The following is a 13,228-nucleotide window of genomic DNA, read 5'->3' on the forward strand; positions in this document are numbered from 1 at the left end:
GAAAGTAGGGATGACATGCAATTTAAAGAAATAGGTGTGCTCGCATCAGTAATCATGATTGTTGCGATGCTTGTCATTCCACTGCCGCACTGGTTGCTCAGTTTTCTAATTATCATAAACATTACACTTGCACTAATGGTGCTTCTTACTGCGATGAATATGCAAGAAGCGTTACAGTTCTCAATCTTTCCTTCACTTTTGCTATTACTTACGTTATTCCGTCTCGGTCTCAACGTCTCTACTACACGGGCAATTTTAAGTGATGGTAGTGCTGGAGGAGTTGTAGACACATTCGGATCATTCGTAACGGGTGGTAACATTATTGTTGGGCTAGTAGTGTTCGTGATTCTGATACTCATTCAATTTATTGTAATTACAAAAGGATCGGAACGTGTTTCTGAAGTTGCCGCTAGATTCACATTGGATGCGATGCCAGGTAAACAAATGAGTATTGACGCAGATTTGAATGCGGGAATGATTTCTGATACACAAGCCCGTGAACGTCGTGAAAAAGTTGGCAATGAAGCTGACTTTTACGGAGCTATGGATGGTGCAACAAAGTTTGTAAAAGGTGATGCGATAGCAGGAATCATCATCGTTATGATCAACCTTCTCGTTGGAATGGTGATTGGGGTTGTCCAATTGGGACTTCCTTTTGCTGAAGCAGCAGCTCAATTCTCAAAATTGACAGTAGGTGACGGAATTGTTTCTCAGATTCCTGCATTGCTCATTTCAACTGCAACAGGAATAGTTGTAACACGTGCAGCCTCAGAAGGGAATTTAGGGTCTGATATTACGAGTCAGTTACTCGGACAGCCTAAACTACTTTACGTAGGTGCAATAACAATTCTATTACTGGGACTTGCAACGCCAATTAATGATATTTTAACAATCCCGGTTGCACTCGCACTCGCAATTAGTGCATATGTAATGTCACGACCTAAAGATGAAAATCCTGACGAATTATTGGAACTTGAAGAAAGTGAACAAATGGAAGGTCTTAAAAGTCCTGAAAATGTAGTCAATCTATTAAACGTTGATCCTGTTGAATTTGAGTTTGGTTATGGACTAATTCCTTTAGTTGACGCATCTCAAGGTGGTGACTTATTAGATCGAGTCGTCATGATACGTAGACAGCTTGCACTCGAACTAGGTCTCGTTATTCCAGTAGTACGGATTCGTGACAATATTCAACTCCAACCGAACGAATACAGAATTAAGATAAAAGGTAGTGAATTAGCACGTGGAGAATTATTGCTAGATCACTACTTAGCAATGAGTCCTGGTGGCGATGATTCCATACCAGGAATTGATACGGTGGAACCATCATTTGGATTACCTGCGAAATGGATCACTGAAGAAGTTAAGGAAGATGCCGAAATTCTTGGATATACAGTTGTAGATCCACCGAGTGTTGTATCCACTCACTTAACCGAAATCATACGTGCTAACGCTTCAGATCTGATTGGTCGTCAAGAAACGAAACAATTAATCGATCACGTTCACGAAACGTATCCAATTCTTGTGGATGAACTCACTCCAACACCATTATCAGTTGGGGAGATTCAAAAAGTATTAGCGAAGTTGCTCAGCGAACATGTTTCAATCCGGAACTTGCCAATTATCTTTGAAACCCTTGCTGATTCATCTAAATACACTTCAGACGTCGATTTACTGACTGAGTATGCAAGACAATCGCTTGCACGCCAGATCACCGAGCAATATACACCGCAAGGACAAGCGTTAAAAGTAATGACGGTTTCAGGTAAAGTCGAAAAACTAATTGCGGATAGTGTTCAACAGACTGAACAAGGGAATTACTTGACGATCGATCCTCAAAACTCTCAAGCAATCTTGGAATCGATTGCTAGTGAAGTTGAGCGTGTCGCATTGCTCGACCAATCTCCTGTCATACTGTGTTCACCTGCAGTACGAATGTATTTAAGACAAATTACAGAACGCTATTTCCCGCAAATACCAATATTGTCTTATAATGAATTGGAAGCTTCTGTGGAAGTACAGAGTGTAGGGGTGGTGGATGTTGCATGAAGATGAAAAAATATAAAGCAGACACAATGGTTCAAGCTATGGAAAAGATACGTGAAGACTTTGGAGAAGACTCAGTCATTTTAAGTTCAACAATTGTCCGTTCAAAAGGATTCCTAGGGTTATTTAAGAAAAAAAGTGTTGAAGTAGTTGCTGGATATGATAGTCCAGTTACATCAATGGAAAAAGGTACCTCAGCATTCTCAGCTCCTTCTAAACTTGAAACAGGTCAAGATGATGTCATTTTTGAAATGAAAAAAGAAATGAAAGAAATGAAACAACTTCTTAAAAGTTCTCATGAACCGGTTGAATTTAATCAATACCCAGTTGACATGATACCGCTATTATCTAGGTTGAAATCACAAGAACTAAATAACACAATGATCGATAAGATCGCAAGAGAGATCTTCACTCGTATGAAAATAGAGAAAACCGATTTCACTTTTGAAGAACAGAAAAAAATCGCTCGTGAGATTTTGAAAGAAGAACTTGCTGATTTACCATTTGGTGGCGTTCATTTTAAAAAGAAATACGTCAACGTACTTGGTCCTACAGGGGTAGGAAAGACTACGACTATTGCAAAAATAGCAGCGCGATCACTTATTGAAAACAAACGTAAAGTTGGATTTATCACAACCGATACATATCGTATTGCGGCAATCGAACAATTACGTACGTATGCAAATCTACTCCAAGCACCTGTTGAAGTTGCTTATAATGATAGGGATTTTAAACAAGCATTAGAAACTCTTATTTTAAAAGATATTGTTTTTATAGACACTGCAGGTCGTAATTATAAAGAAAAGAAATTTATCGACGACTTAAAACAACTTATAGATTTTGAATTAGAGATGGAGTCTTACTTAGTGCTCTCTACCACTACTAAAGAGTCCGATATGAGATCGATTGTAGACCAATTTCTCGAATTCCCAATTTCTCAATTCATCTTTACGAAACTTGACGAAACGGAAACAGTTGGGCCAGTTATTAATCTTTTGAAAGATTATAATATGGGGATTGCATATGTTACGGATGGTCAAGAAGTGCCAGAAGATCTTGAAGAAGCCTCGGTTGAAAAGATATTGACTCTCTTATTAGAGGAGGGAGCGCATGCGTGATCAAGCTGAAGCACTCCGACTGAAAATGATGAAAGCTGAAGGAACAGCAGCGCGTTCTATCGCTGTCATTAGTGGTAAAGGCGGGGTTGGGAAAACAAACTTCACAACCAATTTCGCGAGTTCATTACGAAATCAAGATAAATCAGTCATTATAGTAGATATGGATATTGGTATGGGAAATGTTCATATTCTTTTAGGAGCATCTGCCAAGTACGGTCTGAAAGAGTATTTAACTGGAGATAGGACACTCGAAGAAGTCATCGTAGAAAGTTCAGATGGGCTGTATTTCATCTCTGGTGGATCAGGTCTAGAAACAGTATTGGAATGGACAGATAGTAGATTTCAACTTCTAATTGATGCCTTTGAAACACTTCAGGAACAATATGATTACATTCTATTTGATATGGGGGCTGGCGCTTCAGAGAGCGCGATCGAACTGATTGTAGCTGTTGATGAAATTATTGTAATTGCAACGTCTGAGCCCACTTCTATTACCGATGCATACTCAATGATGAAATTTATTTGCTTGCGAGATCCCGAGAAAAAGTTTTTTATTGTTAACAATAGAGTTCAACCTAAGGAAGATAGTAATGATGCAATCACTCGTTTACAGTTTGCTATGAGGAAGTTTTTAAACAAAGAAACTGAGTTACTCGGTGCACTTCCTGAAGATCCTGTTGTCCATAAATCAGTTGTAGCACAGCAACCATTTGTTAAATTATATCCGAATGCACCAATTTCTCGAAGAATGAATGCAATTGCCGTTAATTATATTTCTTCAGGAACCGATATAGATAATAAAGAGGGCAGTACATTTCTTGGCCAGCTCAAAAAATTATTTGCGAGGGGACGTGGATGACTTTGACCGTGAACGTTTCCAAGAGAGTACTGATTGCTGATGATTCTGCATTTATGCGGAAATTGATATCTGAAATAATCTCTTCTCATCCATCTCTTGAAGTAGTAGGAACTGCTCGAAATGGACAAGAAGCTGTTGAAAAAGTTCGTTTGTTAAAGCCGGACGTTATGACGCTCGATATCGAGATGCCTATTTTAGATGGACTAGGTGCGTTGCAAATCATCATGAAAGAAAACCCTCTGCCTGTCGTAATGCTTTCTAGTACGACTAAAGAGGGTGCAGAAAACACGATTCGTGCAATGGAGTATGGAGCTGTCGACTTCATCACTAAGCCGGGTGGTGCAATTTCACTGAACTTACGTGACAGTGAAAAAGTAATTATTAACAAAGTGGTAGATGCATCACAAATTGATATGATGAAAATTTTCCCCCGCAGAGCACTCTCAACACCTGCTATAGCTTCTGTCATGAAGAAAAGGTTGACTCCTGAACCGAGCCGGTCGACTGTAACTATGACTGAAGGAGCATTAACGCGCTCTGCGGTAAAGAAATTCATGGTTATAGGTACATCGACAGGGGGTCCAAGAGCCCTTCAACAAGTTCTTGTAACATTACCAGAAAACATTGGTGTGCCGATTTTAATCGTTCAGCATATGCCTGCCGGATTTACAAAATCACTTGCAGATCGATTGGATAGCTTGTGTTCAATCAAAGTAAAAGAGGCAGAAAATGGAGAGTTAATCGAGAAGAATACAGCGTATATTGCACCAGGCGGCAAGCATATGAAAGTAGCTCGCGTTGGTGTTAGTTATGCAATTCGATTGGATGACCAGGACCTGCCCCGCATGGGTCACCGACCAGCTGTAGATGTCTTACTAGAATCTGTATCTGAATTTCCAGAGATCCAATTTGTCACAGCAATTATGACGGGTATGGGTTCTGACGGATTACGGGGAATGAAACTACTTAAAGAGCAATGTAAGACATATACAATTGCTGAATCTGAAGATACCGCGGTAGTCTACGGAATGCCAAGAGCGATTCAGGAAGCAGGACTAGCAGATGCATCAGCAAATGTACAAGATATCGGAAAGTTATTAACAGAACAGGTAAAGTCTTAAGGAGGCATTTTGATGGATACAAATCAGTACTTGGAAATGTTCCTGGAAGAGAGCAAAGAACATCTCCAGGCATGTAACGAACAATTATTGGAACTTGAAAAGAACCCAGATGATCTTGCCATTGTCAATGAAATCTTCCGAGCAGCACATACATTAAAAGGTATGTCAGCTACAATGGGTTATGAAGATATTGCCAATCTTACACATAAGATGGAGAACGTTTTAGATGCTATCCGTAATTCGAAAATCCGAGTTACCCCTGAAATTTTAGATGTAGTATTCGAATCATCGGATGCCCTTGAAGAAATGGTGATAGATATTGAACAAGGTGGTACAGGTAAAAAAGACGTTGAAAAATTAGTTACGATGCTGAACCAAATCGAAGCAGGTAAGTCACCGTTGGTAACTGTGGAGGAACCTGTAGTTACAGCAAATGTTTACGATGAATCTGAAGGTCTTGTATATGATGATTTCGAGCAGACGGTTATTTCGCAATCAATTGAACAAGGATTTAATGCGTTTGAAATTAAAGTTATTTTGCGTGACGATTGCTTGTTGAAAGCAGCTCGAGTATTTATGGTATTTGAAATACTCGAAAAAACAGGGGAAGTTGTTAAAACATACCCGACAGTTGAACGATTAGAAAATGAAGAATTCGATAGTCAATTTACAGTTGTAGTTGTAACGAAAGACGATGCTGAAGACTTAAAAGCGAAAGTGCAAAAAGTCTCTGAGCTTGAAAGTACTGAAGTTCAGTCAGTACAATTTCCGTCCGCGAGCTCTAGCAACTCTGAAACAGCTGTTACTATGGAAGAAACTACACTACCAACAGTTGCTAAGTCAGAAAAAACAGAGGCATCAGCTAAACCAGAAGCTGCGAAGAACAAGCGTACAGGGAATTCCCACTCTGCAAATAAAACGATTCGAGTCAATATTGATAGACTTGACGTTCTTATGAATCTTTTTGAAGAATTGGTTATTGATAGAGGACGACTTCAATCGATTGCAACAGAATTACAAAATGCGGAACTGAACGAAACTACAGAACGCATGACAAGGATCTCAGGGGACTTACAAAATATCATTTTAAACATGCGTATGGTTCCTGTTGAAACAGTATTTAACCGATTCCCTAAAATGGTTCGACAATTAGCTAGAGATCTAGATAAAAAAATTAATTTAGAAATCATTGGTGCGGAAACGGAACTCGATCGGACTGTCATTGATGAAATTGGAGATCCACTCGTTCACTTAATCCGTAATGCACTCGATCATGGAGTTGAAAGCCCAGCGCAACGAATTGCAGCAGGTAAACCTGAAGAAGGTACTGTTACATTACGCGCTTACCATTCTGGGAACCATGTATTCATTGAGTTGGAAGATGACGGAGCTGGTGTCAACCGCCAACGTGTTCTTAACAAAGCCATTGAACGAGGAATTGTTTCACCAGATGTAGCAGATACATTAACTGACAAACAAGTGGCAGAACTAATACTATCTTCAGGGTTCTCAACTGCTGAGAAATTAACGGACGTTTCTGGACGTGGTGTGGGCTTAGATGTAGTGAAAAGTACGATTGAATCACTAGGCGGTCATATTTCAATTGATTCTAAAGAAGGTCAAGGTTCTCTATTCCAAGTACAGCTACCATTGACTCTTTCCATTATTTCGGTAATGCTCGTGCAATTGCAAAAAGAAATCTTTGCAGTACCTTTATCGTCAATTATCGAAACAGCGATTATACACAATGCTGATATTTTGAATGCTCATAACCAACGGGTTATTGACTTCCGCGGGAAAATCGTACCACTTGTCGACCTTCGTGAAATATTCGATACGGGTTTACCAGAAGAGCTAGAGGAATTAAAATCTGTAGTTATCGTTCGAAAAGGCGAGAGTCTAGCAGCGCTTATCGTGGACTCGTTTATCGGACAGCAAGAAATTGTATTGAAATCTCTCGGTAACTATTTACAGAGCGTTTTCGCAATCTCCGGTGCTACAATTCTCGGAAATGGCCAAGTCGCGCTAATCGTAGATTGCAATGCGCTCATTAAATAAGTAGGAGGGAACCCAATGACAGCTGTAACTGAAAATAAGGTAATGAAGACCATCGTCTTTCAATTGCTCGATAAAGAATATGCAATAGAGGTCGATGTTGTACAATCCATTGAAAAGTTGTTGCTCATGACGATTACACGAATTCCTGGAGTACCATCTTATGTAAAAGGCGTTGTAAACTTACGAGGAATGGTTACACCGATTGTTGATTTGCGAAACCGTTTTGATTTGCCTGAAATGGAGTATAACGACAATACACGGATCATCATTGTTAATCTTGAGAATTTTGATGTCGGATTAATCGTTGATGATGCTAATGATGTGATTGATATTCCAGTAAATGCTCTTGAATCGCAACCTGAAGTGGTAGGTTCCGTTGAATCTGAATTTGTAGCTGGTGTTGCAAAAATCGAGAAACGATTGTTAGTTATGCTTAACTTAGATAATGTATTGCGTCCTCTTCGAAATGTGAATGCAGATGAAAACTGATAATAGTATTTCAGATATGCATTTAGATGTTTTAAAAGAAATCGGTAACATTGGAGCTGCCCATGCAGCGACTTCACTTTCTGAATTGCTACAACGTAAAATCGATATGCACGTTCCTAAAGTGGCACTTGTATCATTTGATGATATGTTTGACCTTGCAGGAGGAAGCGAAAATGTAGTCGTAGGGATATTTTTACGAATTGAAGGGGATCTTTCTGGAAGTATGTTTTTCGTGCTTTCAATCGATTCAGCAAACCGTTTCATTAGACGGTTAATAGGAGATAATCAGTTTGACTTTTCTACACCAGAAACGATAGGTGATTTGGGTGCTTCTGCAATGCAGGAACTCGGCAATATTTTATCGGGATCTTATCTATCAGCATTGTCTGATTTTACGAGGTTGAAAGTTTTCCCAACGGTTCCTTCGTTAAGTGTAGATATGGTTGGCGCGATTGTAAGTTTTGGTTTAATCGAAGTCTCCCATTACAGTGATGAAGTTATTGTCATCGATACTAAGATTCTGGAAGAAGACGAAAATGATAAGAGTGTAGATGGACACTTCTTTTTATTACTAGATCCAAATTCTTATGTCACAATCTTCAAGTCTTTAGGTGTGATGTAAAATGGAAATGGTTAAAACTGTTGTCAGGGTCGGAATTGCAGATATGAATATTGTGCGAGAACCTAATACAATCCGTACATCAGGCCTTGGGTCGTGTGTGGGTGTTGTACTGTATGACGAACGTCGTAAAATAGCTGGAATGGTTCATGTCATGTTACCTGACAGTTCTCTAGGTAAAGGAGATTCCATTAATGTAGCAAAATTTGCCGACACGGGCATCTATTCATTAATGGAGCAACTAAAAGCTGAAGGGGTCCGTCCCATGTCTTTAAAAGCTAAAATTGCGGGAGGATCTCAAATGTTTCAGTTTGGATCTAATGATACTGTCAGAATCGGTCCACGCAATGTAGAAGCTGTCAAAAAGGAGTTGTCGAGACTTTCGATACCCTTGTTGGCTGAAGATACAGGTGGATCGAGTGGTCGTACTATTGAATTTGATCCTTCTATGGGAACTTTACAAGTTCGAACTGTTAACAAAGGTACCAAAGATATATAATTTTTTAAACAGTGGTTTCAGTATAAGAAACTACTGTTTTTTTGTATGAAAAAATACAAGGGTTCACTGTCTTTAAGTTGAACTCTTTGATATAATACCTAGTATGATAGTATCGAATTATACAGTTTTTCACGGAAGCGAGGGATTCTATGTCGAAAATAGACATTACGGAAGAGACGTATTGGGACTTGTGGCTGAACAAACGAGATCCTGATGCAGGAGATGCGCTCGTTCGTAAATATATGCCGCTCGTAAATTACCATGTTCAGCGAATTGGTTCGGGTCTACCGCGTAATGTTTCCAGGGATGATGTGAAAAGTCTTGGGTATCAGGGCTTATTTGATGCTTTAACAAAATTCGACCCTAGTAGGGATTTAAAATTTGATACATATGCTTCTTTTAGAATTCGTGGGAGTATCTTGGATGGGCTACGTAAAGAAGATTGGTTACCAAGATCCTCAAGAGAAAAATCGAAAAAATTAGAAGAGCAAATTAGTAAAATCGAGCAGAAACTTATGCGTTCCGCAACTCCTGAAGAAATTGCAGCACATACAGGGATGAATGTTAATGACGTTTACCAGACTGTGCACGAACATTATTTTTCGAGCGTTCTTTCTATAGATGAACGAATGAGTGATGACGAAGATGATTCTGGGAAAAGTTTTGTGCTTAAAGATGAGAAAACGGCGACTCCGGAACAACATTCAGTGAAGCGAGAACTGATTGGTGAGATGGTCCAAAAAATTAATGACTTAAATGACAATGAGCAACTAGTATTAAGTCTTTTCTATACGGATGAAATGACGCTTACAGAAATTGGAGAAATACTGAGTTTATCCACATCACGGATTTCTCAAATCCATTCAAAAGCACTCTTCAAACTCCGGAAGCTATTGTTGCCTGAAGTGCTGGACCGAGGGATTTTATGAGTTTAAAATCCATTGAACTCCAAATAGCAATTCCAAAAACATTTGATGCTGGTAAATTGACAGAGCAGAAGAACCAACAATCTGCACTGAATCATCAGCAAGCTGCTGCACAAACGGATCAACAGGTTGCTAAACAACGTACAACGGTCTTGAATTCATCAGCTTCTGAGAGGACTCATAACAATAAGAAATCCCATGATGAAGGACAGACGAATGACAATGAACGGCAAGATAGTTCACAGCAAAAGAAGGATATCCACGCAAGCCACCCATACAAAGGTGGATTCGTAGACTATACAGGGTGATGAAGTAATGGCATTTTGGATCGTAGCGTTATTTATACTGCAATTGGGTGGGTTTTATATAATTGCCCTGCTGTATATGAGAATTTCGAAATTGGATAAAACTGAAAAGAAACAGCGGCAGTTTATGAAAGAAATGGAAGCCAGCTTAGCACTTTATATTACAGAAGTCCAAGAAGAAAATGACCGCTTAATAGAACAGCTATCTAAGCTCCAATTACGCCCGGATACCGATGAGAAACCTGATTATACTCAGTCCTCAGTTCCTTTAGAAGACGTGTCATCTGATACTTCTCAACAAGTTGCTTACTATACTCCAAAACTAAATACCGCAAAAGTACTGAGTACTTATCGCGCTCAGCAAAAACCCAAAGAAGTTAACGAAAAAGTTCAACAAACAACTTCAATTGAAACAGAGTTTGAAAAAGTCTATCGGATGCGAGCTGAAGGATTTAACTCTGATGAAATAGCGAGTCGACTTAAAAAAGGAAAAACTGAAGTAGAACTCATTTTAAAGTTTAAACAGTAATTGTTGCAAAAGTGATATGTTTTGTGTTATATTAGAAAGCGGTATTACTACACACGTGTATGGACGGTTTGAGATGGTGCCGAAAGGTCGCTCTACGGATGAAGTATGCGGAGGAATCCAACCAAACAGGAGGCAATAATTATGTCAGTAATTTCTATGAAACAATTACTTGAAGCTGGTGTGCACTTCGGACACCAAACACGTCGCTGGAATCCGAAAATGAAGAAATTCATTTTTGTTGAGCGTAACGGAATCTACATCATCGATCTTCAAAAAACAGTTAAAAAGCTCGAAGAAGCTTATAACTTCATGCGCCAAGTCGGTGCTGACGGCGGAAAAGTTCTTTTCGTTGGTACAAAAAAACAAGCACAAGATGCTATTAAAGAAGAAGCAGAACGTGCAGGCATGTACTACATTAACCAACGTTGGTTGGGTGGTACGTTGACTAACTTCGGAACAATCCAGAAGCGAATCAGCCGCATGAAGCAAATTGAGAAAATGGAAGAGGACGGTACTTTCGACGTTCTTCCTAAGAAAGAAGTTTCTCAACTTAAAAAACAACACGAACGTCTTGTTAAGTTCCTAGGCGGAATTCGTGATATGAAATCAATTCCAGACGTAATCTACGTTGTAGATCCACGTAAAGAGCGTATCGCTGTTGCGGAAGCTCATAAATTGAATATCCCACTTGTTGGTATCGTTGATACAAACTGCGATCCTGATGAGATTGACTACGTCATCCCTGCAAACGATGATGCAATCCGCGCAGTACGCCTTTTGACAAGCAAAATGGCAGACGCGTTGCTTGAATCAAGACAAGGTGAAGACGAAGAAGCTGCTCAAGCAGAACAAACAGAAGCAGTTACTGCAGAGTAACTGAAAAATCAAAGACGATAAGCGGCCAATCCCCTTATCGTCTTTTTTAGAGAATTAAACCAAAATAATGATAGTTATTATAGGAGGAATACAACATGGCAGTTACAGCTCAAATGGTAAAAGAACTTCGTGAAAAAACAGGTGCTGGTATGATGGACTGTAAAAAAGCACTTACAGAAGTAAACGGCGACATGGATGCAGCATTAGACTTTTTACGTGAAAAAGGTCTTTCAAGCGCAGCTAAAAAAGCAGACCGTATTGCTGCTGAAGGAACAACTACAATCGAAGTTTCTGGTAATGAAGCGATTATTCTTGAAATTAACGCTGAAACTGATTTCGTTGCTAAAAACGAAGGATTCCAAACGTTGGTTAAAGAAATCTCAGATCACCTTCTAAAAACAAAGCCTGAAAATGTAGAAGTAGCGTTGACTACAACTATGGAAAATGGACTTGTTGTAGCGGACTATATTTCAAATGCGATTGCAAAAATCGGTGAGAAAATCAGTCTTCGTCGTTTTGAAATCCGTACAAAAACGGATAACGATGCATTTGGCGCTTACCTTCACATGGGTGGCCGTATTTCCGTACTAACAATTCTTGAAGGTTCTACAGATGATGAAGCTGCAAAAGATGTAGCAATGCATATCGCTGCTATGAATCCTAAATACGTTTCACATGATCAGATTTCCGAAGAAGAAGTTGAGCATGAGCGTAAAGTTCTTACTGAACAAGCTCTTAACGAAGGCAAGCCAGAAAATATCGTTGCTAAAATGGTAGAAGGTCGCCTACGTAAGTACTTCGAAGAGATTTGTGTATTGGATCAGCCATTCGTTAAGAACTCAGACCAAAAAGTTGGAGAATTCGTTACATCAACTGGCGGAACTCTTACTGAGTTCATCCGTTATGAAGTGGGCGAAGGCATCGAGAAGCGTGAAGATAACTTTGCTGATGAAGTTATGAGCCAAGTGAACAAAGGTAACTAATTTAACTCATACTAATGGTAGGGGACACATTTTGTGTTCCCTATTTTTAAGAAAACCAAGAAGATGGGGGATACATATGAATACACCTAACTATAAGCGGATCGTGTTAAAACTAAGCGGTGAAGCTCTCGCTGGAAAACAAGGATTTGGTCTTTCCCCGGAAATTATTAAATCAGTGGCAATTCAAGTTAAAGAAGTACTGGATTTAGGTGTTGAAGTCACTGTCGTTGTGGGTGGCGGAAATATTTGGCGTGGTAAAGTCGGTAGTGAAATGGGTATGGATCGTACTACTGCAGATTATATGGGCATGCTTGCTACAGTTATGAATGCTTTAGCACTTCAAGATGCGATTGAAAAGTTAGGCGCGGAATCACGTGTAATGTCATCTATTGACATGCGTCAGGTCGCAGAACCTTATATCCGTCGTAAAGCGATTAGACATCTTGAAAAGAAACGTGTTGTTATATTCGCAGCTGGTACTGGAAATCCTTATTTCTCAACAGATACAACAGCAGCGCTTCGTGCAGCTGAAATTGAAGCAGATGTTATTTTGATGGGTAAAAATAATGTAGATGGCGTATATTCTGCAGATCCTATGATTGACTCTACAGCTGTAAAGTATGACCAATTAACTTATTTTGATGTGATCAGTAAAGGATTGCAAGTGATGGATACGACTGCTTCTACGCTCTGTATGGACAATGACATCCCACTCGTAGTATTCTCGATTATGGAAGAAGGAAATATAAAAAAGGCTGTATGCGGTGAAACAATCGGCACAGTCGTAGGGAGGAACTAAA

Annotated in this window: 14 protein-coding genes; all 14 read left to right on the forward strand. The window is 39.4% G+C overall.

Annotation, left to right across the window (positions count from 1 at the left end):
* The first annotated feature begins 15 nt into the window (after positions 1–15).
* The 14 genes from flhA (at position 16) to pyrH (ending at position 13,227) form a co-directional block, all read left to right on the forward strand.
* Positions 16–2,049, forward strand: a complete 2,034-nt coding sequence (gene flhA / locus ACRPI0_RS03960; protein WP_432354985.1) for a flagellar biosynthesis protein FlhA — start codon at positions 16–18, stop codon at positions 2,047–2,049.
* Positions 2,046–3,164, forward strand: coding sequence for a flagellar biosynthesis protein FlhF (flhF, locus tag ACRPI0_RS03965; RefSeq protein WP_432354986.1), 1,119 nt, complete (start codon positions 2,046–2,048; stop codon positions 3,162–3,164). The genes flhA and flhF overlap by 4 nt, the downstream gene beginning before the upstream one ends.
* The gene (locus ACRPI0_RS03970; protein ID WP_432354987.1) at positions 3,157–4,023 is read left to right on the forward strand and encodes a MinD/ParA family protein; all 867 of its coding nucleotides are present in this window, start codon (positions 3,157–3,159) and stop codon (positions 4,021–4,023) included. The genes flhF and ACRPI0_RS03970 overlap by 8 nt, the downstream gene beginning before the upstream one ends.
* Complete coding sequence (locus tag ACRPI0_RS03975; RefSeq protein WP_432354988.1) at positions 4,020–5,144, forward strand: protein-glutamate methylesterase/protein-glutamine glutaminase; 1,125 nt, start codon at positions 4,020–4,022, stop codon at positions 5,142–5,144. Before ACRPI0_RS03970 ends, ACRPI0_RS03975 begins: the two co-directional genes overlap by 4 nt.
* Before the next feature lie 12 nt (positions 5,145–5,156).
* Positions 5,157–7,202, forward strand: coding sequence for a chemotaxis protein CheW (locus tag ACRPI0_RS03980; RefSeq protein WP_432354989.1), 2,046 nt, complete (start codon positions 5,157–5,159; stop codon positions 7,200–7,202).
* Positions 7,203–7,217: 15 nt separating this feature from the next.
* The gene (locus ACRPI0_RS03985; RefSeq protein ID WP_432354990.1) at positions 7,218–7,691 is read left to right on the forward strand and encodes a chemotaxis protein CheW; all 474 of its coding nucleotides are present in this window, start codon (positions 7,218–7,220) and stop codon (positions 7,689–7,691) included.
* The gene (locus ACRPI0_RS03990; RefSeq protein ID WP_432354991.1) at positions 7,681–8,313 is read left to right on the forward strand and encodes a chemotaxis protein CheC; all 633 of its coding nucleotides are present in this window, start codon (positions 7,681–7,683) and stop codon (positions 8,311–8,313) included. Before ACRPI0_RS03985 ends, ACRPI0_RS03990 begins: the two co-directional genes overlap by 11 nt.
* 1 nt (position 8,314) lies before the next feature.
* Positions 8,315–8,809, forward strand: coding sequence for a chemotaxis protein CheD (locus tag ACRPI0_RS03995; RefSeq protein WP_432354992.1), 495 nt, complete (start codon positions 8,315–8,317; stop codon positions 8,807–8,809).
* Between the two features lie 149 nt (positions 8,810–8,958).
* The gene (locus ACRPI0_RS04000; RefSeq protein ID WP_432354993.1) at positions 8,959–9,738 is read left to right on the forward strand and encodes a FliA/WhiG family RNA polymerase sigma factor; all 780 of its coding nucleotides are present in this window, start codon (positions 8,959–8,961) and stop codon (positions 9,736–9,738) included.
* The gene (locus tag ACRPI0_RS04005; RefSeq protein ID WP_432354994.1) at positions 9,735–10,043 is read left to right on the forward strand and encodes a hypothetical protein; all 309 of its coding nucleotides are present in this window, start codon (positions 9,735–9,737) and stop codon (positions 10,041–10,043) included. Before ACRPI0_RS04000 ends, ACRPI0_RS04005 begins: the two co-directional genes overlap by 4 nt.
* Positions 10,044–10,050: 7 nt before the next feature.
* Complete coding sequence (locus ACRPI0_RS04010; protein WP_432354995.1) at positions 10,051–10,569, forward strand: hypothetical protein; 519 nt, start codon at positions 10,051–10,053, stop codon at positions 10,567–10,569.
* Positions 10,570–10,710: 141 nt separating this feature from the next.
* A complete protein-coding gene (gene rpsB, locus ACRPI0_RS04015) occupies positions 10,711–11,445 on the forward strand; it encodes a 30S ribosomal protein S2 (protein WP_432354996.1) in 735 nt (244 codons plus the stop codon).
* Positions 11,446–11,540: 95 nt separating this feature from the next.
* Positions 11,541–12,428, forward strand: coding sequence for a translation elongation factor Ts (gene tsf, locus ACRPI0_RS04020; RefSeq protein ID WP_432354997.1), 888 nt, complete (start codon positions 11,541–11,543; stop codon positions 12,426–12,428).
* Positions 12,429–12,504: 76 nt separating this feature from the next.
* Positions 12,505–13,227: a UMP kinase gene (gene pyrH / locus ACRPI0_RS04025; protein ID WP_432354998.1), complete on the forward strand. Its 723-nt coding sequence runs from the start codon at positions 12,505–12,507 to the stop codon at positions 13,225–13,227.
* Position 13,228 lies beyond the last annotated feature (1 nt).

The organism is Sporosarcina sp. A2 (assembly GCF_050858885.1).
Taxonomy (GTDB): domain Bacteria; phylum Bacillota; class Bacilli; order Bacillales_A; family Planococcaceae; genus Sporosarcina.